Origin of the sequence: Flavobacterium sp. N502540 (genome assembly GCF_025947365.1) — a bacterium.
Taxonomy (GTDB): Bacteria; Bacteroidota; Bacteroidia; order Flavobacteriales; family Flavobacteriaceae; genus Flavobacterium.
The window spans coordinates 1,307,726-1,333,774 of the sequence record NZ_CP110012.1; the positions used below are offsets into that span (position 1 = coordinate 1,307,726).

Consider the following 26,049-nt stretch of genomic DNA (forward strand, 5'->3'; position numbering starts at 1 on the left):
TTTATTAGGTTTATACATTTGGTAAATGATAAATGATTAGACATTATATTTTATGCCCTGAAACGGCAAAAAAAAAATTGGAAAATAAATTCCTTAAACAATGTCTAAACCTCCTCTGAAGTTGCCCGAAGTCACCATTTCATTTACAAAAACGGACTGTCTAATAAATGAAGCTAGATTTTGATGAAGCTTTTGCTGCAATATGAAAACGATCTTATTTTGAAAACTAACAACATTTTCAACGCTCAAAAAAATCAAAACAATCGAAAAAACCGATTTAACACGTGAAGTAATTTGTCCAAATAGGTAGGAACGAGAACTTTTTAGATCCGAACCTGCTTTTACAACTACAAAGGAAGACTGGTAATACTCGGCCGATTTTGATGGTGCATATAAAGTACCGTCACCTGCAATCACGACAAAAGTCAGAAAGAGTGCGATTAGGTATTTTAGATGTTTTTTCAATTGATTTAAATTTGGATTCCGAATTAGCGCTCAAAAATACAAATTAACACCGAAGTTTCGATTTTGAACTACTATTCTTCCTCTGTAAAATCTTTATTTTCATTCTGAAAAAGCAGCAACCCCAATCCTAAAACAAAAACCAAACAACTCAAAAGCATCAAAACTCCATTTTTCAAAGCAAAAAAAGAAAATCCCACAGCAGCCGAACCAACAATTACCATAGAAGATTTTACGGTTTCCGTTTTTATAAAAGTAAATGCATGAACTGCCAAACCAACAAAAAGCAAAGAGGGGCCAACAATTACAAAAGGATAAAAAACAGACGGCGTATCGCTAATCTGTTTGCCTAGCGTTTCTCTGGCGAGATCGTTATTCCCGAAACTCCACATTATAAAATCAATTGTACAAAGGCCAATGTGGGCAATAACACCAAAAGTGGTTAATACTGATGCCATCGAATTTAGCTTGCTTTTCGGAAACACATCATTAAATGACAACAACAAACAAGCCCCTACTAAATTAAACCAATGCGCAAAATCGATTGGCTTTTGAAAGTTCGGCAGAATCTTAGAAAAGAAAAGATAACTGATCAAAAAAAATAGCAATCCAAGCAGACAAATGTGTTTTGTTTTCATAATTTATTTTTAAAATTGATGAAGCAAAACTATTTTTTAAAATCCGCTCAAATGCCAATTTTATTGGCTTTGGTACAAAACTTACTGTTTTAGGTACGAAATTACAAAGTCAAAAGACTTGCTTTATAATTTTTGGATACCGGAAGTTCTATTTGAGTAAGAAGGATCGTATTTGAATTCCTCCAGGATTTAAAATGCGTTGGATTTATCAAATGCGAACGATGAATTTGAAGCAAAAAATCAAAATCTTCCTGCACTTTTTTGAGTGAAGAACGAATCAGTTTTGCCCGAAGCTGATTATTTTCCAAATAAAATATCTCGACATAATTTTGCGCATTCGAAACACAAACCAAATCTGCTTTTTTGATTTTTAAAAAATCTAATTTGTTTTCTCCTTTAATAACCAAAAAATCCTCTTTTACCGGAATCAGTTTAAGCAAATATCTCCTCGCCAAAACAATTACAGGAGTTAAAATCAGCACTACTTTGATAAAGATAATCGAGAAAAATGCAGTAAAACTATATCCTCCGTTCAAAATTGGACTTTTATAATAGGTGTAAGTTCCAAAAAGATAAATCAAATAAAAGAAAACTATAGTTGCGATTTCTAAACTGATATTCCATTTTGATCTCTTCGCGTAAATATTCTTTTGAACAAATCCGACAATTGAATAACATAAAAATGCCAAAACACTAAAACCTAAACTAATTAAAAGCCAGGCTTTAAAATTTATCGTTCCGTCGTCAAAAGGTCTTATGATGAAAGCAAAAACAAATAGCCAAACACTAATTAGCGCGCCAACTATTAAATGATGCTTTATCGACGTATTTAATTGCTGCATCTTATCGGTAGATCGTAAACTTATTATGACTTAAAGTAAACCCAAGATTTTCGTAAATCGCGACATTCTCTGCTCGTCTTTTATTTGTGGTCACCTCAATACTTTTTAAATTATGCTGTTCTGCAAAATCTACAACCTCATTTATCAATAACCTGCCAACCCCTTTCCCGCGATATTTCAGATGAATAAAAAACTCCTGAATCTCCCCCACCAATCCACAATGATGCAAAAGATTTTGGGTATGAAAACTAATAAAACCTAAACCTTCTGTTTCGCTTTCGGCAATCAGATAGAGATTTTTCGGGTTTGAAATATTCTCACTGAAGATCGTTTCGAAAATTTCAAAATCTAAAACTTCATTTTCGAGTTCGCAGATGGCTTTGTAAACGAAGTCCAGATCTTGTTTTTCTATTTTTCTAATTTTAATATTTGATTTCATAATCTAATAAATTACCAAACAACATTCGTTAATACATTGGCGGAAGCTTTCCACCATTGTTAAAGATCTTTTTTAACTCTTCAGAATCTGCTAACCATTCAATCGTTATAAATCTTGAACAATCATTTTTTAATTCATTAGACCAATCTATTAAAATAGCTGCATTATCCTTTTTAATTTCGTCTTTAGCAAATTGATATGTTTTGTTAAAATATGCTGCTCCTTCTCCTCTCAGATCAAAAGAAACATACTTTGTTTTTGAAAAAACTGCACATAAGGAAAGTCGTTTTCTCTCACTGGTATCAAGTTTTTTTATTTTGTCTTTATCAGTAAAACTATCGACTTCAAAAATTCTCGGTACTGAGTTTTTTAGATCCGCATTTCTTTTTAAATACCCGCCCACACTCATCGGATTAAATATTCTTTTTAATGATGATTCTTCGATTGGTGCTGCAAAAGTCAGTGCTTTTATTACTTTCACATTCTCATGATGTGCTTTTCCCGCAAAAATAGCAACCAACTGCTCCTTTAAATCATTAAAATGAGTTCCTCCTCCTAAATAAATAATAACCAATTCTCCTTCTCTTAACTCAAAAGGCGGTATAAAATAATGATCGGTTTTAATTCCTTTACTATCAATTATAAGCTCATTCATTTTATCAGAATAAATATTCATTCAAACCAAGACGCTCAAATTTAACCTTGTATTTTTGAACGTAGTTGTTCCACTCCTCTTGATTTTTATAAACAGAAAAAGCATATTCAACTGTCTCCTTACTAAAATGATTCCCAAAAATATTCTCTAAATATTGAATTCCTGAATCAATCACTTCTTTTAAAACCATTCCTTTATCAATTCCGCTTTGTTTACAGGCTTTGTCAAGCCAAAGACCTTTTCCAATTTTCACATATTCTATCAGAAGACTAGCTGTAATAAATAGAGAAGGAACATCATTAATATCTGGTTCGTGTTTTCCATTTTTAAAAACCAATACGATCAATTCTTCTGAATAATATTCTTCCGGAATAAATCGCAGCATTGTACCGCTTTGGGCAGCTTTAAAGGAAAGTTCTTTTGTGATCCGTTCATCAGGAATGACCTGAAGCGCAAAACCATCTTTAGTTACTAATTTTTCGCAGCGTTCAGCTGTTACTAAATCCTGGTGAACAAACGGCAGAGCATGAAATGTACTATTCAACGCCAGAGTACAGAGCTCTTCCGTTTTAAATTCCATCGGAACCAATTTAAGATCTCTATAATTTGCCAAAACACGTTCACGCCAGTATTCATAAGTTTTTACAGGAGGATTATTTTGTTGGAGCACTAATTCTCCTCTTGCCAAATCCCGTTCTAATTCTTCAAATGTTTCAATCAGCGGATTATCCAATAATTTCCGAAGTTCTTTCGACATAATTTCCTCATCGGTTTCGTCGTCATATTCACATTCATTCTGGGGCTCCGTATCATCAGCTCTGTCATTATAGTAAAACAGCTTACTTTTTCTTTCTGAAAATGTTGTATTGTGATCTGTCACTATAAAAACAGGCGCTTCTATTAAACCTGAACAATTAAAACTGCCATGATTGTAAAAAGTCATAACCACTTCTTTAGCCACGACATTTCCATTTATCTGAACATTAGCCCCGCCTAATAACAAACTTTGACAATTCACATTTCCGCTTACGAAAACATACGGTCCATAATCACCTTCGGCATTGATAATAGATCCGGTTGTAAAGAGATCACCATCGATCAATACACCTTCAATTCTTATTTCCTCAATCCTTTTTATTGGAAGATTCAACAAACCAGCGAGTCCTTTTTTCTCTTTATCTTCGTACAGATCCAGATAAAAATTCCCTTCAAAATTTACTTCGCCATTGGCAACTACAAAATAATCGCTGTCTTCCCAATCCTCAAAATAATCGAACTTTTCATCTTCTGTTAAAAAGGGATAATTCTTTTTTATTTCTGCTATGGTAATAAGTTTAAAATTGGGAGTCTGCATTGCTACTTTTAATTAATCGAAGTTGATTTTTTGAATACCAAGATTACACAATTCTGCCATCAAAATCAAAAATAGTCAGAAAAATTGTATTTTTACCTGTGATGATAGTTCACAAATTGTAACGCACAAACTTCTATTTGTTTTCTACCTAAACCAAAAATGTAAAAGAATTTTAAATATCTTTGAATTATGAGCACAGCAAAACCAAAACATATCGGCCGAAACATAAGCCGAATACGAGAATTGAGAGATATGAAGCAGGAAGCTCTTGCACAGGCAATCGGTACAACCCAACAATCTATCTCTATTATTGAAGGAAGCGAAAGCGTTGACGACGAAAAACTTAAAAAAATCGCCGAAGCTTTAGGCGTACCTGCCGAAGTAATCAGGAATTTTTCGGAAGAAGCTGTTTTTAATATTATTGGGAATACTGCAGACAATACTTCTTCAGTAGTTAGTTTTGGATGTACCTTTAATCCCTTCGATAAACTTCTTGAAGTTGTCGAAAAGAATGAAAAACTTTACGAAAGATTAGTTGAAGCTGAAAGGGAAAAAGTAGTTCTTTTGGAGAAACTATTGAAATAGAAATTTATTTATAAATAAAAAAACCGAAGCTTTTTTGAATTGCTTCGGTTTTTTTTGTACTGTGAATTAATAACTATTGAGCTTTCTCATAGATATCTTTACGAACTAGATTAAAAAAAAACTACAAAACGCCTCTTAAGTTCTATCTAAATCTTGATTCACTATAATAATTTTACTTTCTGGTAAATCTCAATAAACCTTTCTGGTTTACCAGCTATTGAAATCTCGCCATAGTTCTGATATTCAGTAATTTTTAAAACATCTTCCGTCTTACCAGCTAAGAAATGTTGGTAATAAAATAATACAATTGTTGAACCTATCTCAGAGTATTTGAAATCCTTTGTAAATTCACTTAAATATTTAAAAAAAACTTCATTATTATCTTTCAAAGAATCCTCAATATCTTTTATAGTTTTCATGCCAAACAATTCAAATCTCTCAGTAATTCCATGTAAAGTATCTAGGTCTTTATTATATGTCCAACCAGTTACTTTGGACATCAAACTACGGGCCTCATTCAAGATATTATTTTCTAAATTAAATTGCTGTAATGATGCTTGGTCAATTTTCACATCTTGTGGGGATGTTTTAATTAAATCTACTACCGCTAGCTCATATTTTGACAAATCACGTTTTAATCGATCAAACTCTAAATCAGCAGTCTCCAATAGTGCTGCCAGTCTATTAAAACTTCTTTTATACTGATCTGGAATTGCATATTTACCTTTATAACCTAAATCATGTTCAATTTCTGCCCATGCATGTTGCAAAATTGATCTTATCTGAATTTCACACTTAAAATCTTTATAATTTCGATATTCAGGTAGAGTAGCTCTTGTACTATTTAAATTCACAACCAAATGTAAAGATTTGTATCCAAATTGATCTGTATTGAGCTCTCTTTTATCAATTGAATTTTCAGGATCAATTAGAAATTCTTTTGAGATTTTTTCAGCTATCAAATCAACATCACTTTCGAGATAAGAAATGATTCGAATACCCACTAAATCTGTAATATCTTTTAATGAATTGTATTTATTTGACCTATTGTCAATTTTTTTTGAAAGACTTTCAGAATCTTTTGTTCTTGAACTAATATGATGAATAATAACATTCTCTTGTTTCAACAAATCAAATAACAAACTTTCCATTTTTTGTCGGTACAAATCAAAACTACTTTTTTCAGAAGAGAAATCTGAGAGAATTACATCTTTCATTACTACTATATATTTATTGAAAATGAAACTTAAATTAAACATTTCACCAATTAGTAATGCTAAAATAAGCATTTTAAGAGAATCTTTTTTAACCCTTAAACTGTTTTAGTTAAAAACTTAAAGAGAGAGATTGACGAAGTTTTTTTTTATAAAACAAAGCAGAAAAATATGTAACCAAAAAACTAACCCTAAGGTACACACATTATTAAGGTTTTATATTGCTACGATTATCTCAATGTTGTCATTTCGACGAAGCTTATGCCTGTTAATCTTTGTCGAGTTACTTGTGAAGATCTCTCCTTCGTCGAGATGACAAGATTGTGGTTAAGGCAAACTGTAAAAAGAAAAAATCTGCAAAATCTGCAAAATCTGCGTGAAACAAAATCGCCAATCTTTGTCGAGTTCCGTGTGTGATTCTTCGTTCCTCAGAATGACAAAGCTTATGCCTGTCAATCATTGTCGAGCTACTTGCGAAGATCTCTCCTTCGTCCAGATGACAAGACTGTGGTTAAGGCTAATCGCAAAAAGAAAAAAAATCTGCAAAATCTGCAGAATCTGCGTGAAACAAAACCGCCAATCTTTGTCGCGTTCCGTGTGTGATTCTTCGTTCCTCAGAATGACAAGATTGTGGTTACTTTGCAACTTTGCGAAAAAAAACTAGCGTACTTCGCGTATACCTTAGCGCCCTTTGCGGTTATCCTTCAACTTCGCTCAGGAGAGCACAAAACAAATAATAAAACTTTAAGAAATCAATTTCATGCTGTTTGCTGAAAAAACGTAATTTTGAAATTCGAAGTTCAAAAACCGAATTATTATGAAATATCACCAAATAAACAGCGCTCTTTTTGTAAAAAACCGCAAAAAATTCACGGCAGAAATGAAACCTAATTCAGTTGCCGTTTTTAATTCTAATGACATTTACCCGGTTAGTGCCGACAGTACTTTACCGTTTGCACAACACCGAGATATTTTTTATCTGAGTGGTGTAGATCAGGAAGAAAGTGTTTTGCTTTTGTTTCCGGATGCGCCTTACGAGCACCAAAAAGAAATTCTTTTCCTAAAAGAAACCAGCGAACACATTGCGATCTGGGAAGGTGAAAAACTGACTAAAGAACGTGCTTTTCAGGTTTCAGGAATCAGAACAGTATATTGGTTACAGGATTTTCATAAGATTTTGAACGAAATGATGACGTATGCCGATACGATGTACATCAACACCAACGAACATTACCGTGCTACAGTGGAGACAGAAACCCGTGAAGCTCGTTTTGTAAAATGGTGGAAAGAGCGTTATCCGGCACACAATGTGGCAAAAAGTAACCCGATTTTACAACGTCTTCGTTCTGTAAAAGAAAGCGAAGAGCTTGATTTGATTCAACAAGCCTGTGACATTACCGAAAAAGGTTTCCGCAGATTACTTTCGTTTGTAAAACCAAATGTTACCGAATATGAAATCGAAGCGGAATTGATTCATGAATTTATCCGTAACCGTTCTAAAGGTTTTGCGTACACGCCAATTATTGCTTCGGGAAATAATGCCAATGTTTTGCATTACATCGAAAACAACCAGCAATGTAAAGAAGGAGATTTAATTTTATTGGATGTTGCTGCCGAATATGCGAACTACTCGAGCGATTTATCCCGAACTATTCCGGTTTCTGGAAGATATAACGAAAGACAAAAAGCAGTTTACAATGCCGTTTTAAGAGTGAAAAACGAAGCTACAAAAATGCTGACTCCGGGAACACTTTGGAAACAATACCACATAGAAGTAGGAAAAGTGATGACGTCTGAATTATTAGGTTTAGGTTTGATCGACAAAGCCGATGTTCAAAACGAAAATCCGGAATGGCCAGCCTACAAAAAATATTTCATGCACGGAACCTCCCACCATATGGGACTTGACACGCACGACTACGGATTACTTCACGAACCCATGAAAGCCAATATGGTTTTTACCGTTGAACCGGGAATCTACATCCCGGCAGAAGGTTTCGGAATTCGTTTAGAAGACAATGTAGTGATTCAGGAAAAAGGAGAACCTTTTAACCTAATGCGTAACATTCCAATTGAAGCTGACGAGATTGAGAGTTTGATGAATGAATAGATAAGAAAAAAGCCCTTAATAAATTTTATTAAGGGCTTTTTCAATTTTATAAATCAACTATTATGCGATTTTTGCGATTTGCACATCCAACTGGAATTTGCCGGCAGCTTCGCTTTCATCAATCAACTCAAAAAGCTCTAAAGCTCTTCTTGCGTTTTTCTCTTCTTCTCTCTGCTCAGCAACATACCACATCATAAAATCTTCTGTAGCATAGTCATTTTCAGCTCTACATTTCGCAATTACTTTATTCACTGCTTGTGTAACTGCAATTTCATTCTGCAAAGCAATTTCAAATACTTCTCTCAAAGAAGCAAATTCCTGCTGTACTTCTGGAATAGATGGCGTAATCGCAATCCCTCCCATATCTGTAATATATTTGAAAACTTTTAGGAAATGCTCTCTTTCTTCTTCGGCTTGTTTGTACAAATAAGATGCTGTATTAGCATAACCATTTCTATCTAACCATGCAGCCATAGCTAAATATTTGTTAGAAGCGTCACTTTCTAATTTTGCTTGTAAGTTTAATATATTTTCTACACTTTCAACTAATGAAGTACGTGTTCTTAATAAATCTTTCATATCCTCTAATTTTTATATGTGTAAAATTACAAAAATTAAAGAAGGCTCCTCCAACTGCTTGAAAATTTGGATTTGATCTAAGTAAGAATCTAAATAAGCTCTACGTTTACAATGTTACAAAGCATAGAATGTAAAGTGAGGGTAAATTTAGTTCCGTTTAATAAATCTCTTAACTGCACTATTTCACAGATAGTAAGATTTCTGGAAAAATTTCTTTTAGTGGTTTCAATCAATTGTGCGTCTGACTGATCAGATAAGTCATAAAGCATATTAAGAATGTCAACGCTATTGACCTTTCTTTGAAAAATCAAAAAATCATGAATTTTGTAACTTGACACCGTATCAACAAAATTGATAATAATACTATTGGTCAAATCACATTGATAACTATATCCTTTTTCCGTTTCAAATAAAACTTTGGTGGTCAAATCACTAACTAATGCCATTCTGATAAAATATAATAACGTCACAAAAATATAAAATTCAAAACAATAAAAAACATAATTAAGACTAATTTAAAATAACAAAATCATTTAATGTTCTTAAAAACAACGGTAACTCACTAAAGAGTGTAACATTCTTCGGCATTATTAGTCTAATTTTAAAAACAAATAAATTAAGAAATTATGCAAGCACACGAAATAGATTATCAGATTTTTGGTGAAGAAATGCAATATGTTGAAATAGAACTGGACCCGCAGGAAATTGTAATTGCCGAAGCTGGCAGTTTCATGATGATGGAAAACAATATCCAGATGGAAACGATATTTGGAGACGGTTCTCAACAACAAGGCTCAGGTTTGTTTGGCAAACTTTTAAACGCAGGTAAAAGAGTTCTTACTGGCGAAAGTTTATTTATGACAGCATTTTTAAACCAAGGCAATAGCAAAAGCAAAGTTTCATTTGCGTCGCCCTATCCCGGAAAAATTCTTCCAATTGATTTAACAGAATTTCAAGGCAAATTTATCTGCCAAAAAAGCTCGTTTTTATGCGCTGCTAAAGGTGTTTCTGTCGGAATAGAATTTTCTCAGAAACTTGGACGTGGTTTATTTGGCGGTGAAGGCTTTATTATGCAGAAAATCGAAGGAGATGGAATGGCATTTGTACATTCGGGCGGAACAATGGCTAAAAAAGTATTGGGGCCAGGCGAAGTCCTAAAAGTAGATACCGGATGCATCATTGGTTTTACCAAAGACGTAGATTATGATATTGAATTTATTGGTGGAATTAAGAATTCTATTTTTGGTGGCGAAGGATTATTTTATGCCACATTAAAAGGCCCCGGAACGGTTTACATACAATCGTTGCCTTTCTCGAGACTGGCTGACCGCATTATTGCATCGGCACCAAAATCTGGCGGAAACAGCCGTGACGAAGGAAGCCTGCTAGGCGGATTAGGAAATCTTTTAGATGGTGATAACCGATTTTAATTTATAATGGCTTTCAGAAATGGGAGCCATTTTTTTATAAATTTACAAAAACTGAAAGAATGAAAAAAACACTATCCACTCTGATATTACTTGTAAGTTTGATAAGTTTTGGTCAAAATACAGAAGAAAACACACAACTTTTTAAAACCAAGATCAAAGCGAATGTTACCTTACACGACAGTATCAATCTTGACAACTTCAAAGAATTAGTAATTATTCCCGGAGGTCACTTAAAAAAAGAACTTGAAAAAATAAACTATTTTTCTAAAATCATGACCCATGATGAATTAACTAAACAGATTAAAAAAGCTGGACTAGACCACTTAAAATACAATTTCAAAACTAAAGAGGGAGCAAAAAGCATCTATACAGATTATAAAAAATTTATTTATGTAGCACAAGCTCTTTCAAATGCAGATAAAAACATCCATCAAATCATTATAATTGATCCAACAACTGGAGAAAAAGTATTTGAAGTAGAAGGAAGATCGAAAACCAATGTGATTGGTATTTCTGCTGGAACAAAATATTTACCACAAGACATGAATAATGCTATGTTAAACGAACTGGTAAATTATATTAGAGCAAATTCTAAAACCTATAAACAATAAGCTTTTACCCGCTTTCTCACAAAAAACAAAAACGGCTTTCAAAAATGAAAGCCGTTTTTGTTTTCCAGAGTTAACTTAAAAAATTATATTCCTATTCTTTATTTAAAATTAGGTTTAGACTTTTAGTTTTTTAGCACCTTAAATGTTTGTATGCTTTCGCCTGCTTTAACTTTTACAAAATACAATCCCTGACTCCCATTAATTGTCAAGTCTAATTTTGTTAGATTAGAAGCTTGTTCTTCTTTTAGTTTTTTTCCATTACTATCATATAGCTGCACCGTTACATCACTGCTGTAATTTTTCAAATCTATATAGATTTTCCCTGATGTTGGGTTAGGATAAATCGTTGTATTTGATGTTTTGGTAAAGTCATCTGTTGACAAAGTACTTTCATACTTCACAATTCCACAGTTTTCATCAAAATGCGAAACAATTCCGTCAACACCATTTGTACTTATTATACTGCCAAAACTGGTATAATTATTCACCTTCATATTGGCGCATAAATAAAATGTACCATCTGCTGCTTTAAAAAAATCATACATATGTATTAAAGGCACTGTAGCATGATTACGATTATCTCCGTTAGCCGTTATTTTCTTTAAATTACCCGATAGATCATAAGTCGCCAGAAAGAAATCATATTCACTAATTGTTAAGTCATAATTCTGCAAGTCACTAGTAATAAAAGTGCTAGTGCTAGCGCTAGCGCTAGTTGCAGAACCACCACCAATAATATGCAATTTATCATTATCTTTTATAATTTTTCTTCCTCCACTACTTCCATATTTATTTCCGTTTATCCATTCGCACGTACCAGCCGAGTTAACTTTTGCTACGAAAAAAGTACCAATACTTTTTTGAGTAATCGTTCCATTGGCATTTTCAAAAGAATGGACAGCCTTTTCATTATCACAAGAATTACTTCCTGTAATATAATTGCTACCTGCATCATCGGTAATCATTGCACCAAATAATACATTATTACCTCTCCCATTTACTGTACTACTTCTTGTTTTCCATTGCAAAATACCATCTTTATTGTATTTAACTAAAAACATTCTAGGACCATAACCTTCAAAACGTTTTAGTATCTGTGGCGTAGTGGTATTACCTGCAGAATAGAAATTCGAATCGAATTCATAATTTCCTCCAAGATAAATATTGTTTGAGCTATCAAAACCAAGATCCACAATTCCTGCATTATTTACGTAATTAAGAGTAATTCCTGCATACCACATAACGGCTCCCAAAGGTGATATTTTTAACAATGTTAAATTGTCTGCTTGTGAAGTCTGCATTGTTTGATTAATCACTGTTGATTTAATACCGTTAAAATAGAGTTGGTGTTTATTCGAATAAATATAATTTAAGCTAATCGTTGTAACCAGGTTATTTTCTTTATCGATATAAAGTTTTTTTGCTAAAGGTCCCGAAATTTCAGCATTTAAAATCCAAATAAGTTTTCCCTGCTTATTCAATTTCATAATATAACCGTAATTTTGATTTGAATCAAAGGGGATTGCTTTTATTCTATCACCTTTGTTGTCAATGAACGTCCCGTTGTGTGTACCACATATATAAATGTTCCCATCATGATCAATTACAGACGAAAATATGATATCTCTATCACGATTTACTGGATTATGTTCTGTACTTACGATCCATTTTAAAGCTCCTTTTCTGTCATATTTTGTTAGAAAACTTCCTATTTTATTTTTAAAATCAGATTTCAATCCAATTTTTGAATCAAATATCTGATCATTAAATCCTCCTGACACCAAAAATCCATCGTCTGTTGGAGTTAATCCATAATTACCTTCATATTCATGACCATTCCATTGAGAATCTACCCCATTGTTAACTAATGTCCAACAATTATTTGAATTTTCAGATTCATTATAAATATATGGCCCCTCTCCTTCAATTTGATCGTGGCATCCATTATCTGACCAGACTTCGAGATTGGTGATTGTTGCCCCTTGTTTAGAATAAGCAGTTTCTACTTTTTCATCGATAGAATTATTTGTTGAAGCATTAGAACTAAAATTCCATTTATAATGTTGTGCATCAATTGATTTCTGATAAAATGACACCTTTTCATTAGGTAGAGCATTTATTAAATCTTTATGAAACACTGCTTTTGTTTGTTCGACTTCAATGTGAAATCTATCCGTTAAACTAACTGTACAATTAGCATTTACATTTTTAGCTTCCAAATAAAAATCTCCAGATTCACTGATTAAATTGCTTGTAAAAGTAAGAGTCTGTCCATTCCCTACCTCACTGGTTCCATATTTTAAAAAATCTTTTTTCAAAGTATAGACAACATCAATCTCCGAATTTTGAATTTGAATTGTCACTGGTTCACTCTTACAAAGAATCTTATCATTTACGATAACCGGTAAATTAATCTTCGGAATTGGGCTGACATAAATACTTTTAGAATCTGTAGACTCAACCCCAAAACTATTTCTAACTGTATATTTAATTTCATAGTTCCCCGCTTTTTCAAAATTGTAGGTTAAATCTCCACACACAGAACGAACCTCCACATTATTTACAAACCATTTACAACTTGTAATCCAGCCCACGATAGGTTTTAAGGCTACAGTACTTCCTACACAGCCGCCTTCCAATCCTGAAACATTTACATATGGAACCCTTGTCCCACCTCCATTAGTCGTTTTCAATATAATACCAGAATTTCCACAGGCATAAAAAGTTGTATTTGCCATTTGCTTCCAAAAACAATTAATATCGTAATTCAAAGATGTTGACTGCTTCTCTAATGCCTTACCACTGGCAACAAAGTAAACACCATGATCAGTTCCCACATATTCACCTAATGAGTTAGCAGAGATGCATTTTGCATTTAAAGGGCCGTCATAAAAATTAACGTGATTACTATACAACGAATTATCGTTACTATAGGCTGCAAATCTATTTCCGGCACAAAAAGTTAAACCGTTATTCATTGCTGACTCCCCATAGGTTATAGCCTTAATATCTGACCCCGGAGTTAATACAGATATAAAATTATACTTTGAATCAAAATACTCAAAATAAAGTATCTTACCCGTAGCTGCAATTTTACATTTATTTTGATAAAAAGCAACAGAAGAAAAATTATCGGTACCAAGATTTTTAGTCCTAACTACGCCTTGCGCTTTAAAAGTAACCATTAGTCCATTGTCTCCTACTGCAGAATATGATCCAGAATAACTTGAATATCCAATCTGATTTAGATTTGAGTTTTCCACGCCTTTATATATAATTTGATAACTAAGTGATGGTAGTTCAATTTTCATTATAATGGCCTGTTTTGTCAATACATTCTGTCCACAAGCAAAAACAACTCCTGAAGAAGCTGAACCTGTCATATCTGAATAACAATGGCTAAAAGCCGTATTGTTGTAAATATTAGCATCCTCACTTCCATCAGTTATTTCAAATCTCTTCCAACTTGAAGCTCCTTCACCTCCATTTGAAGTATAGTAAAGTCCTTTTTTTCCGGAAACAAAACCATTATTCCCCAGAAAAACAACTCCTGTTAAATCATCACTTAAACCTGTATTTAGATTTACCCACTGACAAAAAGCAAATTGAACATTAATTAAAAAGAAAATACAGAGTAAAGTTGACCTCATATAATTTAGTAATTTTATTATTAAAAAAGAAGTAAAACTAGTCATTTTTTAACACTTTACAAGACACTACAATTGATTTGTTAAAAATATGAGAAATAATCTCCTTAAGATCTTTTGCACATTTAAAATTCAAAAAATAGAAACTCTTTTTACTTTTATTCAATAGCTGCTAAGTATAATATTCGTCTGTTAATATTCAAAAGATTATTTTTGCAAAAATTATCATGATGAAGAGCATTCTATATAAAAATACCAAAATATCATACTCAGATTCGGGAACTGGAAATGCAATTGTATTCCTTCACGGCTTTCTGGAAAATAAAAAAATGTGGAAAAACTATGTTGATTTTTTCTCCGAAAAACATCGCATCATTACGATCGATTTACTGGGACACGGCGAGTCGGATTCTTTGGGATATGTGCACACGATGGAAGACAATGCCAATGCTGTTCAGAAAGTCCTGAATCATTTAAAAATTGAAAAAGCTACTGTTGTCGGACATTCGATGGGCGGTTATGTCGGTCTGGCTTTCGCCGAATTGTTTCCAAAAAATATTCAGAAACTGGTTTTACTCAATTCTACTTCAAGGGAGGATAGTCCGGAAAGGAAACTTAACCGAACACGGGCTATCAAAGCAGTCAAACAAAATTATGTAACTTTTGTGAGTCTGGCTATTGGTAATTTGTTTAGCGAGAACAACCGAATCCGATTAACAGACGAAATTGAAAAAGTAAAAACACAGGCTCTCCAAACACCTTTGCAGGGAATTATAGCTTCACTCGAAGGAATGAAAATCAGAAAAGACAGAGAAGCACTTTTACAACAAAACCTTTTTCCGGTTTTATTGATTCTAGGAAAAAAAGATCCTGTTTTAGATTACGAAGACTCCCGCACCCAGATAGACGATACTACGGCAGAACTTATTTCTTTTGAAGACGGACATATGAGTCATATTGAAAACAAAGAGGAATTAAAAACCGTTTTGTCCCAATTTTTCTCTTAGATCACAGCCTTCAACATAAAAAAAGACCGTTCCGAAAAATTATCGAAACAGCCTTTTCTTCTTTTTGTTGGGGGCAAAAATTTATACTTTTTTAAAAATTTCTTTTTAAAAATTTTGGCAAAGTTATTCCTTTTATGCACTAATTCTAACCCCTTGAATCACTTTTGTTTATAGTTTATGCTTTGCTTGTTTAAAGAGTGAAATTTGTAGATAAATTCATCAAAAAGAAATATACTCCATAAAAATTATAACATTTTACTTCATAAAATTCATTTAAAAAAAGCCGCTTTTTGATATAATTCCAGAAATGAGATCGCTTTTTTCATCAGGAAACCATAAAAAATGATATTCTGAATAAAGACGATTAATCCATTTTCTCTTCAAAAGAAATTGTCGGGTCAAAAATCTCTTTTAACAGTAATACGATTTCCTCTAAATAATTACTCAAAATTTCTCTGGAAACTGTAGTAGTAATCTCTTTATCTTCTTTGAATGTAAAAGGCAAAAAACCTGATTTAAGATTTTTAAAAGAAATTATACCCGCTTCTATCGGGATTTCTTTCGCTTTGGTTTCAAACATAAAGGCATAAGCCAAAACCTGAATAATTTTATCATTTTTAAGCTCCTGAGTCAATCCATTCCATGATTTCAGGATAACATTCGTCTTTTCAACTTTTCCTGTCTTATAATCAATAATTCGGATTTTCCCGTTGCGCAATTCAATACGATCCACGTTTCCTTTAATCAAAACAGGAAACGGCAAATCCGGATGATTTAATTCGCGTTCAAATGTTTCCTCCAAAGCTATGATCTGAACCGCATCTCCATTTTTAAGAGATTCTAATTCCATTTTCAAAAAATTAGAGACATTTCGTTTCGCTACTTCAAAGGCTAAAAGATTACGCCCTTTTTTTATCTCACCTTCTTTATAAACCAATTTAAACTGATTTAAAACTTCAGCATCCAGTAACTTGAAACAATTTTCGAGATCTGTTTCCGAAATGAACTTTCCAATAAAGGGTTCATAAAGCGTTTTCAACGTTTCATGAATAATAGTCCCAAGAGTATTCAATGCTATATTCTCCTCAACTTCTTCTACTTCTCTAATTCTCAATATTTTTTGGAAATAAAAGTCTATCGGATTTCGGATGTAACTCGTCAAAGCAGAAGGAGAAAAACCGGCAAGTGCGATTTCTTTTAAACGATCTATCACAGCCTCAGACTTGGGAACCACCATAGGCTGATAAGCCGTTGTTGGTAAAACGGGATTATAAATGTCAAACGTTAAGTTGTGCTTCTTTTGTTTCTCTACCTCCAATTGCGTGATGAAACGGCTTCGTTCTCCTGCATCCAATCCATCATTTTCTGTATTGTAAATCAGATAGATGTTTTGAGCTCTTTGCAATAAATGATAAAAATGATAGGTATAAATGGCATCTTTCTCTTTAAAAGTAGGCAATCCCAGTTCGTTTTTAACATCATAGGGAATAAATGAATTTTGAGATTTTCCAGCCGGAAACTTCCCTTCATTCATCGATGTTACAATTACGGTATCAAAATCAAGCACACGACTTTCCAGAACCCCCATAATTTGCAGTCCGCGTAAAGGCTCCCCTTCAAACGAAACTTCAGCAACATCAATAATCTGTTTATAGATCGCATGCAAAGTGTCTATGTTATCAATGTGATTGTGTTTTGTGTAATAATTGATCAGCTTATTAATTACTTTAAAAACGGCATAAACAAAAGCTTTCGCAATTTTTTCCTCCTCATTGTCATTGCTGAAATTTTCTTTTATCAAAAGTAAAAGTGCCGAAACATTTTCAAGAACAGCAATCGACCCATTCTCCCACTTTTGAAAAAGCAGATCAAACAATGGCGTTGGATTCAAATTGAGTTCTAAAACCCGATTATGTGTAATAAAAGTGTAATTATTTTCCTTGATAATCCGAACCAAATTACTGGCATTGGCATAAGGTTCAACCAAAGGATGTGTAAGAATATCAAGTATATCTTTATAATAAAAAACATAACTTTCTCCTTTACGCGAAAGCGCATTGGTATGCATTCTAAACAATTTCGCAACTAATATCTGCGACGGGTTGTTCTTTCCCGAATAACCCATTGTAATATTCAGACTTCCAACGGAAGAAGGCAGGGAATATAAAACCGGCATCAGTAAATTTTCCTCACCCAGTACAATAGCCACTTTATCTAAAGCAGTAGTTGGGTTTTCTGTGATAATATTTTCGATAATACTACCCGCCAGTTTTGCCTGACCAATAGTTTTGGGTGTCCCTATAATCTGAATGTTTTTAGTCTGCGAAAAATCATCTACTATCCATTCAAACGGATGAGCTTTATAGTGTTTCCAATTTTCTTTAAACCGTCTTACAAAAAGTCCTGCATCATGATACGGATCATTTAAGAAAGTCTGATCAACATCCCAATAAATCCTGGCCTGATCTAAAGCCAAAAGATGCTGCACAATTTTTTCTTCCGCTGCATTCAAAGCATTAAATCCTGCAAAAATGAAACTACGATTTGAAACGGTATTCGAAAAGTGATTGAGATTGTTTACAGCTTCACGATAAATTAGTCCCTGATATCCAATTGATTTATTCAGTAAATGATTGTATAGGGAATCATAATACAATGGAAGAAGTTTCCAGAAATCAATATAATTCTCTAAAAGCTTGGTTTTGTTCTCGACTTCAATCCCCCATTTTTTGATGTCTTCAATATCATTCAAATAGGACAAGACGTGTGAAGGGTCTAACAGATAGCGATCGATTTCATTAAAATCCTGCAGAAGCGTTTTTGCCCAATTGGCAAATAATTCAAAAGACTGCTGATATTGTTTCTCGGTTACGGAAAGATACACTTCATAGAACTCAAACAAAAGCTCAATTGAATCAACGGATCGGATCGAGGCTACGTCCTGTACAAAATCTTCAATACTAATAATTTCAGGCGAAAGTATTGTTTTCTTAGTCTCATTTTTCAGGGCTTCAATTAAAAAAACTTTCGCTCTTTTATTAGGCAAAATAACAGTTGTCTCAGCAAGTTTATCTGAATAGTCCTGAATTATAACCGTCGCTATTTTCCCGAGAAAAGAAGTATTTATCATGTGATAAAAATAAAAAAAGCCATTCAATTAAGAATGGCTTTTAGTATTTATTTAAACAGTAAATTAGATTTTACCTTGGTATTTAGAACCAATGTGTTTAATTTCTGTTCTTCTGTTTTGTGCTTTACCTGCAGCAGTTTTGTTGCTTGCAACTGGTTGAGAAGATCCGAATCCTTTAGACTCTAAGTTCTCAGCATTTACACCTCTTTCGATTAATGCATTTTTCACAGCGTCAGCTCTTTCTTGAGAAAGTTTGTCGTTGATTTTTGCAGAACCTGTACTATCTGTGTGTCCTTCAATAGAGAATTTCGCGTTTGGATAGTTTTTAAGGATTTCTTTAATAGCATCTAATCTAGCTGGAGTTTCTTTGTCACCAGTTTTGAAAGTAGCTTTTCCTGAGTTAAAGTAAACCGCTCTAGCTTGAACTTTAAGATCTTCTAAAGCTTCAGTAGTTACTTCAGGACAACCTCTGTTAGAAGCAGGACCAGCAACTGTAGGACAATCGTCATCTTTATCAGCTACACCGTCTTTGTCAGCGTCTAAGAAAGGACAACCACCATTTTCTCTAGGACCAGCAACTGTAGGACATTTGTCATCTTTGTCAGCGATACCATCACCGTCAGTATCAGGACAACCTTTTAAAGCAGCTAAACCAGCAACATCTGGACAAGCGTCATCTTTATCAGCAATTCCGTCTCCGTCAGTATCAGGACATCCGTTTAATGCAGCTAAACCAAATACATCTGGACAAGCGTCAGAAGCGTCAACGATTCCGTCTCCGTCAGTATCAGGACATCCGTTGAATTGTTTTAAACCAGCAACATCTGGACAAGCATCATCTTTATCGTAGATTCCGTCTCCGTCAGTATCTTTACCTCCGAATTTGAAAACTAGACCTGCAGTGTGTTGAAAGTGAGATGGAGCATCTGGAGCTCCAGATTTATCTAATCTATCCCCACTAACTGACCATTTGTATCTTGTAGCAAGCTCAAGACCGATAGCATCAGTAAACCAAAAAGTAACACCAGCACCTGGGTTAACAGTTCCGTAGCTGCTATCTCCAAAGAAAGTGTAACCTCCACCAACAGATAACGAAGGATCGATTACTTTAGATTTGATTAATTCCTGGAAGCTATATTTAATAGTAGCATCAATTCCGTAATACATCAAGTCACCAGGATTAGTTACAAGATTACCTCTACCATCATGGCCCGCAGCAGTCTTGTTAAAAACAACAAATTTATCAATCTTGTTCACAGATCCTTGTAAACCAACAGAAAAACCGCTACCTACATATCTATTTACACCAATGTAAGATAAAGAAGGAAGAATATTCCAGTTGTCTTTTACAGCGAATGGCTGAGAAAAGTGTTGATCGAAAAAACCATTTCCTGATCCAGAACTTGTTCTAGTATCAACGGCATTAACTCCAAAAGAGATAGCCCATGGATTGTTGCTGTCTTGTGCGTGAGAACTTAAACCCATCACCATCATCACAGCAACTAAAAGTTTGTTAAGATGTTTCATACTTAATTTTTTTTAATTACAATTTAGTTAATTACAAGCAAAAGTAACACCAAAATTTTTAAATACAAAATGAAATGTTAAAAAAAACCTACAAAAATTCGACCAAAGTGGGAATTATATAACTTTTAACATTTGTCCGACAACTGTAAAAGCATCTATAGCCCTGTCTAAGTGCTCTTTTGTATGCGCAGCCGATAATTGCACTCTAATCCTCGCTTTTTCTTTAGGCACTACAGGGAAGAAGAATCCGATTACATAAATGCCTTGTTTCAATAATTCATTTGCCATAGTCTGCGACAATTTCGCATCGTATAACATCACCGGAACGATTGCTGAATCTCCATCAATGATATCAAAACCGGCTTTTTTCATTCCTTCTTTAAAGTAATTTGTATTCCATTCTAATTTATCTCTCAACGTAGTGTCTTTTTCCAATAATTCAAACACCTTAATTGAGGCCCCAACAATCGCCGGTGCTAGTGAGTTTGAGAATAAATATGGTCTTGAACGCTGACGCAATAACTCAATAATTTCTTTTTTAGCAGTCGTATAACCTCCCATTGCTCCACCTAAAGCTTTACCTAGAGTTCCGGTAATAATATCAACTCTTCCCATAACTCCTTTTGCTTCGAGAGTTCCTTTTCCGGTTGCCCCGATAAATCCTGCAGCATGGCACTCATCTACCATCACCATCGCATCATACTTATCTGCCAGGTCACAAATTTTATCAAGAGGCGCTACCAGTCCGTCCATTGAGAAAACCCCATCAGTAACAATTAATTTGAAACGTGCTCCAGCTTCATTTGCTTTAATTAATTGCTGCTCCAAATCTTCCATATTACTGTTCTCATAACGATAACGCGCTGCTTTACACAAACGAACTCCGTCAATAATAGACGCATGATTCAGACTGTCTGAAATAATAGCGTCATTCTCTCCTAACAAAGGTTCGAAAACACCACCATTAGCATCAAAAGCTGCTGCATAAAGAATAGTATCTTCTGTACCATAAAAATCTGCAATCTTCTTCTCTAAAGTTTTATGAATATCCTGCGTTCCGCAAATGAAACGTACTGACGACATCCCAAAACCGTGTGTATCCATAGCATCTTTTGCTGCTTTTACTACTTCTGGGTGTGATGAAAGCCCTAAATAATTGTTGGCACAAAAATTCAAAACTTTTTCTCCTGTAGAAATCGTTATCTCAGCATCTTGTGCCGAAGTTATAATGCGTTCTTTCTTGAAAATTCCGTTTTCTTCAATTGTTTGCAACTCATTTTGCAAATGTTCTTTTATTTTACCGTACATTTCTATTTATTTAAAACGTTAAAAATTAACAACTTAAGACAAAAACACCTAGTCAAACCTTTAACATCTGATTAATTTTTTCACAAATTTACTACATCGATTTCTGATCCGATGTATACCAACGCTTTTTTTAACACTTTATACCCCAAATCCTCTATAGCCTCCTCATACTCCTGAATTTGCTTTGCATACTTCGAATTTATCACTCCTGTTTTATAATCTAACAAATAGGCTTCTTTATTTGAAGTCAGAACAATACGATCGGGTTTTAAAATCCTGCCTTCTTTCTGAACAATTGTCTGTTCATTCAAAACAGTTGCATTTCCATCAAAACAAATACTCAGCTCCGGATGATTCACAATCTCCTGAAGTGTCTTTAAAACCATATCAACCTGATCATTTGTAATAAGCCCATTTTCAATTCCTTTTGTAATTGCCAGATCCACATCCGACCGATCCTTAACAAAAGCCAGAATTTCGTGAACTATATTACCATAAGCGATTGCTTCCTGCTGATGCGTTCCCCACATTAAAGCCTCCCGTTGTGCAATCTTGATGTTTTTTGGATTTAAAACTTCCGAAACAACAGGAATTGTCTTCACCAAATCAACTGATTTTACAGCATTCGAAAGCCTGCTCTTACTACCAAACTCATACTCTGATCGTTCCGTGTCGTAACCCCCTTTATGCATTAAATACCGAATAAAAAAGGAAGCCATATTGTTAGGCAATTCACCATCTTTCCGTTCTTTCATTCCTTGCGATATTACATACAATTGTTCCTCTGCACGTGTCAAAGCCACATACAAAACGTTTATATTATCCAGCAGTTCTTCTTGTTTCTTCAAATTAAAAACTGCCGAAGCATTCTCACCGAAACCTTCAACCGCACTGCTGTTATCAATTAAAGCTTTCGGAACATCCAAATTCGCATCTTCGGTATCCAGCCATAATTTATCTTTTGGCTTTCGATTGTAGTCTTCTTCTGCAAATGGCATAATAACGATCGGAAATTCTAATCCTTTTGATTTATGAATTGTCATGATGCGAACCGCATTGTTTCCTTCAGGAGACGGAATGCTAAATTTCTCTGCATTTTTATCCCAATAACTTAAAAAATCAGCTATTCCTGCCTGATTTCTCATGTCTCGTTCTAAAACGATATCCAAAAAGAACTGAACATATGCATTTCCTTCATCAGGAAGAATAAATTTCGCAATTATAATTTCAACCGCCTCATACAAGGATTTTTTACGAACATCTTCAAAAGAAAGTGAGACATCAAAAGTTAAAAGCCATTTTTCAAAATCACCTTCCTTTTTTTGAGACATCCCTAAGGCAATAAAATCATGAATCGGCATCTTAACTTCTTTATTTGATCCCAAAAAATGAAGAAAATTAGCTTTCGACTCTAAATCAGCACTATTGTTTAAATATTTCAGCAGACAAACAATCAAACGCACCTCTGTTGCATTTTGAATCATTAGGGTTTCAGATGACAAAAGTGGAATATTTTGCTCCGTTAAATAGTTCGCAATTGCGATTCCCTGATCTCTTTTTCGGGTTAAGATTACAATGTCCTTGTATTCAAAACCTTCCCGAACAACTTTTTGAATGGTATTTAAAGTCGCCAAAACATACAAATCTGATTTCTCAACCACTTCTTCTTCGTCTGCATAATCTGATTTCTCGATTACAGGAAGAAAAGAGATATTGACATACCCTCCTTTCTTTGAATTTATGTTCTGAAAACTATGATTTTCATACAAATCTTTGTAATCTTCATTGGTAAATTCGGCCGAAATTAATTTAAAAAAATCATTATTGAATTCAATTACCTCACTATAACTGCGGTAATTTGTATCTAAATGCTTAACCTCTTTTTTATGGTTAAAAAAAGAATTTTCTTCTTTTCCTAATTCTATAAACTGCTCTGCTTTTCCCCCTCTCCATCGGTAAATAGACTGTTTCGGATCTCCCACTATCATCAGTGTCCCTTTATTTCCAAAATCGTCTTCTCCGGAAAGGGAATTATGAATCAGCGGAATCAGATTCTGCCACTGCATTTCAGAGGTATCCTGAAATTCATCGATAAAAAAATGACGGTATTTCTCTCCCAAACGCTCATAAATAAAAGGTGCGGGCTGGTTCTGAATTTCACGGTGAATAATGGCGTTGAATTCAGAAATCGACAGCACATTTTGTTCGGATTGAATTTTAGCCAATTCATTACTAACGGTATTCAATAGCGAAAGCGGTGTAATATTTTTCAGAAAGGCTTTATAGAAATCTCTTTTTTCGAAATTCTTATAGATTTTTACCAGAATCTGAAGCAGTTCAGGGATTATATTTTCTATTAACGCACGGTCCTTTGCCGTTTTATTAATAGCAATATCATCGAATTCGTGAAAAGTTTTATTTCGGGGATTAAATTTCCCGTCACGAATACTTTCTAAATGGTTTGGAAAAGTTCCGCGAGAGAATGACTTCAAATCGATTCCGTTTTTTTCGATTAAAGCAAGTGCCTCAATCGCAAAATTTTCATTTTCAGACTCGAGTTCTTTACACAAAGCGAGCATTTTTTTCTTGATCTCAATAAACTCTTCAATAGATTTATCCTGAAAATGAGAAATTTCATTCCGATTGTTTTCATTCAGAACCAGTCTACCCGTTTCTAAGATTTCTCGAGAAACATCCCAACTTTTATCGTCGTCGGTTTTTTCCATCGTGAAATCAACGAGCAGCTTAGTCAATGTTTCGTCCTGACCGGCTTGTGCAATTATAGCATCAACTGCCTCAATCAATAAATTCTCGGTATCCAAAGTGACTTCAAAAGTCATTGGCAGATTAAGATCATGTGCAAAAGCACGAATTACTTTATGTGTAAATTTATCGATGGTAGAAATATCAAAAGCAGCATAATTATGAATTAAGTGCTTGATAATATTCTGGGATTTTGTTTTAATTTTAATAATAGAAAGTCCGGTATCCCGAGACAAATCCTCCATCAAATCGACTGCTTTTGCAGATGGCTCCTCTTTTGCAAACTCAGACAAACTCCCAACAATACGGCTTTTCATTTCATGAACTGCTTTATTGGTGAATGTAATTGCCAAAATGTTGCGATAAGCATCGTTCCGTGGAGAAGAAAGAATAATTTTAAGATACTCTTTTACCAAAGTATAGGTCTTTCCGGAGCCTGCAGATGCATCATAGATAGAGAAAGACGGACTTTGCATAAGTTTGGTTTTTCGTAGGGTAAAAATAACACATTAATTTTAAACAGGCTCTAAATCGCAATAATGCAAAATTCCAAATTCCAATATCTGATGCATTTATCACATGCAGTTATTGGAATTTGGAAATTAAATATTTTAGACTTTTTACAAAAATTATGCTGTTTTAGGAAATGCTCTTTTATTAAAAACCAACAATATACCTACTCCTGTAGAAATTGCCACATCGGCAACATTAAAGATCGCATTAAAAAAAGAAACTTCTTCACCACCCCATAGAGGAAACCAGCCAGGCAAAGTACCTCTCCAGATCGGAAAGTAAAACATGTCTACAACCAAACCATGAAACCATGTTCCATAAGGTTCCGGTGAGAAAAGCGTTGCCAAATTACCCTGACTCGCGTCAAAAATAACTCCGTAAAATACTGAATCGATTATATTACCGGCAGCTCCGGCAAAAATTAAAGCAATGGCAACAATTAAATAATTAGAATAACGCTTCTTAACCGAATCGGCTAACCAATATCCAATTCCGAATACAGCAAAGATTCTGAAAACAGTCAAAATCAATTTACCATATTCTCCGGGAATTTTAGTTCCCCAGGCCATTCCCTCATTTTCAATAAAATGAATTCTAAACCAGTCAAAAACTACCACTTCATCTCCCAGAACAAAGTTTGTTTTTACATAGATTTTTGAAAGCTGATCAACAATTAAAACTAAGAATATAAGCAAATACGCTTTTCGTAATGACATTTTATTAAATTTTGATGCGGCAAAAATAACAATTTAATCAAAAAAAACGCTCCCAATGGAGCGTTAATTGTTTTTAAGGACAAACGAGCAGGTATTACATCAACTCATCAACTATATGGAGAATCTATTTTCTAACATTTGACTGCGCTGACTTTTTAGGAGGATCAGCGAAGAATTCTGAAATCGACTTAAAGAGTCCTTTCCCCTCTTTTCCTGCTGCTGCGTTCTTAGCCTCCGTTTTCTTGACCTGAGTCTTAAACTGAATACGAATCTTTTCAAACTCTTTCATTCTGTGCTCCACATCAGAGCTTACCTCTTTAAATTTCAACACTTTAGCCATTTTACAAGATTTTAATGTTAAATAAATAAAATTATTCACGATTTGGTATTACAATGATACATAATTTAATTTATATTTGTTAATAAAAATTAACACTTGTTTAGATTAAAAGATCATATTTACCCTTTATACGGTATTAAAACGAAAAGAATTTAACAACTTTCTTAAATCCTACAAAT

21 protein-coding genes are annotated in these 26,049 nt (G+C 33.9%); 5 read left to right on the plus strand and 16 right to left on the minus strand.

Going from position 1 to position 26,049, the window contains the following annotated elements:
- Positions 1 to 93: 93 nt before the first annotated feature.
- The 6 genes from OLM58_RS05920 to OLM58_RS05945 all read right to left on the minus strand — a co-directional run bounded on the left by OLM58_RS05920 (position 94) and on the right by OLM58_RS05945 (position 4,390).
- Positions 94 to 465, minus strand: a complete 372-nt coding sequence (locus OLM58_RS05920) for a hypothetical protein (protein WP_264531566.1) — start codon at positions 463 to 465, stop codon at positions 94 to 96.
- Between the two features lie 71 nt (positions 466 to 536).
- The gene (locus OLM58_RS05925) at positions 537 to 1,100 is read right to left on the minus strand and encodes a hypothetical protein (RefSeq protein WP_264531567.1); all 564 of its coding nucleotides are present in this window, start codon (positions 1,098 to 1,100) and stop codon (positions 537 to 539) included.
- 101 nt (positions 1,101 to 1,201) lie between these two features.
- The gene (locus tag OLM58_RS05930; RefSeq protein WP_264531568.1) at positions 1,202 to 1,942 is read right to left on the minus strand and encodes a LytTR family DNA-binding domain-containing protein; all 741 of its coding nucleotides are present in this window, start codon (positions 1,940 to 1,942) and stop codon (positions 1,202 to 1,204) included.
- 1 nt (position 1,943) lies between these two features.
- Positions 1,944 to 2,381, minus strand: coding sequence for a GNAT family N-acetyltransferase (locus OLM58_RS05935; protein ID WP_264531569.1), 438 nt, complete (start codon positions 2,379 to 2,381; stop codon positions 1,944 to 1,946).
- Between the two features lie 28 nt (positions 2,382 to 2,409).
- Complete coding sequence (locus tag OLM58_RS05940) at positions 2,410 to 3,036, minus strand: hypothetical protein (protein ID WP_264531570.1); 627 nt, start codon at positions 3,034 to 3,036, stop codon at positions 2,410 to 2,412.
- 4 nt (positions 3,037 to 3,040) lie between these two features.
- Positions 3,041 to 4,390, minus strand: a complete 1,350-nt coding sequence (locus tag OLM58_RS05945) for a polymer-forming cytoskeletal protein (RefSeq protein WP_264531571.1) — start codon at positions 4,388 to 4,390, stop codon at positions 3,041 to 3,043.
- Between the two features lie 189 nt (positions 4,391 to 4,579).
- Between OLM58_RS05945 and OLM58_RS05950 the strand changes: the two genes are divergently transcribed.
- A complete protein-coding gene (locus OLM58_RS05950) occupies positions 4,580 to 4,975 on the plus strand; it encodes a helix-turn-helix domain-containing protein (protein WP_264531572.1) in 396 nt (131 codons plus the stop codon).
- A 161-nt stretch (positions 4,976 to 5,136) separates the two neighbouring features.
- Here OLM58_RS05950 and OLM58_RS05955 read toward each other — a convergent pair whose 3' ends face one another.
- Positions 5,137 to 6,264, minus strand: coding sequence for a GTP pyrophosphokinase family protein (locus OLM58_RS05955; RefSeq protein WP_264531573.1), 1,128 nt, complete (start codon positions 6,262 to 6,264; stop codon positions 5,137 to 5,139).
- Between the two features lie 742 nt (positions 6,265 to 7,006).
- Between OLM58_RS05955 and OLM58_RS05960 the strand changes: the two genes are divergently transcribed.
- Positions 7,007 to 8,299: an aminopeptidase P family protein gene (locus tag OLM58_RS05960; RefSeq protein WP_264531574.1), complete on the plus strand. Its 1,293-nt coding sequence runs from the start codon at positions 7,007 to 7,009 to the stop codon at positions 8,297 to 8,299.
- Between the two features lie 60 nt (positions 8,300 to 8,359).
- Here OLM58_RS05960 and OLM58_RS05965 read toward each other — a convergent pair whose 3' ends face one another.
- On the minus strand, positions 8,360 to 8,878 hold the full coding sequence (locus tag OLM58_RS05965; RefSeq protein WP_263362127.1) for a ferritin: 519 nt from the start codon (positions 8,876 to 8,878) through the stop codon (positions 8,360 to 8,362).
- Positions 8,879 to 8,967: 89 nt separating this feature from the next.
- Positions 8,968 to 9,324 carry a hypothetical protein gene (locus tag OLM58_RS05970; protein WP_229354070.1) on the minus strand — a complete coding sequence of 119 codons (357 nt, stop codon included), beginning with the start codon at positions 9,322 to 9,324 and terminating at the stop codon, positions 8,968 to 8,970.
- A 180-nt stretch (positions 9,325 to 9,504) separates the two neighbouring features.
- Here OLM58_RS05970 and OLM58_RS05975 point away from each other — a divergent pair, with 180 nt between their 5' ends.
- Positions 9,505 to 10,308 (plus strand): TIGR00266 family protein, encoded by an 804-nt coding sequence (locus OLM58_RS05975; RefSeq protein ID WP_017497688.1) that lies wholly within the window; start codon positions 9,505 to 9,507, stop codon positions 10,306 to 10,308.
- 59 nt (positions 10,309 to 10,367) lie between these two features.
- Positions 10,368 to 10,919 (plus strand): hypothetical protein, encoded by a 552-nt coding sequence (locus OLM58_RS05980; RefSeq protein WP_264531575.1) that lies wholly within the window; start codon positions 10,368 to 10,370, stop codon positions 10,917 to 10,919.
- A 122-nt stretch (positions 10,920 to 11,041) separates the two neighbouring features.
- Here OLM58_RS05980 and OLM58_RS05985 read toward each other — a convergent pair whose 3' ends face one another.
- A complete protein-coding gene (locus OLM58_RS05985; protein ID WP_264531576.1) occupies positions 11,042 to 14,569 on the minus strand; it encodes a T9SS type A sorting domain-containing protein in 3,528 nt (1,175 codons plus the stop codon).
- A 227-nt stretch (positions 14,570 to 14,796) separates the two neighbouring features.
- On the opposite strand from OLM58_RS05985, the gene OLM58_RS05990 reads away from it, so the two are divergent.
- Positions 14,797 to 15,573 carry an alpha/beta fold hydrolase gene (locus OLM58_RS05990; RefSeq protein ID WP_264532427.1) on the plus strand — a complete coding sequence of 259 codons (777 nt, stop codon included), beginning with the start codon at positions 14,797 to 14,799 and terminating at the stop codon, positions 15,571 to 15,573.
- Positions 15,574 to 15,937: 364 nt separating this feature from the next.
- Here the strand turns inward: OLM58_RS05990 and OLM58_RS05995 are convergent, their stop codons facing one another.
- The 6 genes from OLM58_RS05995 to OLM58_RS06020 all read right to left on the minus strand — a co-directional run bounded on the left by OLM58_RS05995 (position 15,938) and on the right by OLM58_RS06020 (position 25,870).
- Entirely contained in the window at positions 15,938 to 18,703 is a 2,766-nt protein-coding gene (locus OLM58_RS05995; RefSeq protein ID WP_264531577.1) for a PD-(D/E)XK nuclease family protein, read from the minus strand.
- A gap of 63 nt (positions 18,704 to 18,766) precedes the next feature.
- Complete coding sequence (locus OLM58_RS06000) at positions 18,767 to 20,230, minus strand: OmpA family protein (RefSeq protein WP_264531578.1); 1,464 nt, start codon at positions 20,228 to 20,230, stop codon at positions 18,767 to 18,769.
- A 114-nt stretch (positions 20,231 to 20,344) separates the two neighbouring features.
- A complete protein-coding gene (gene kbl, locus OLM58_RS06005; RefSeq protein ID WP_264531579.1) occupies positions 20,345 to 21,538 on the minus strand; it encodes a glycine C-acetyltransferase in 1,194 nt (397 codons plus the stop codon).
- A gap of 80 nt (positions 21,539 to 21,618) precedes the next feature.
- Positions 21,619 to 24,777, minus strand: coding sequence for a UvrD-helicase domain-containing protein (locus OLM58_RS06010; protein ID WP_264531580.1), 3,159 nt, complete (start codon positions 24,775 to 24,777; stop codon positions 21,619 to 21,621).
- A gap of 153 nt (positions 24,778 to 24,930) precedes the next feature.
- Entirely contained in the window at positions 24,931 to 25,530 is a 600-nt protein-coding gene (locus tag OLM58_RS06015) for a lipoprotein signal peptidase (protein WP_264531581.1), read from the minus strand.
- A 124-nt stretch (positions 25,531 to 25,654) separates the two neighbouring features.
- A complete protein-coding gene (locus tag OLM58_RS06020) occupies positions 25,655 to 25,870 on the minus strand; it encodes a hypothetical protein (RefSeq protein WP_264531582.1) in 216 nt (71 codons plus the stop codon).
- Between the last annotated feature and the right edge of the window lie 179 nt (positions 25,871 to 26,049).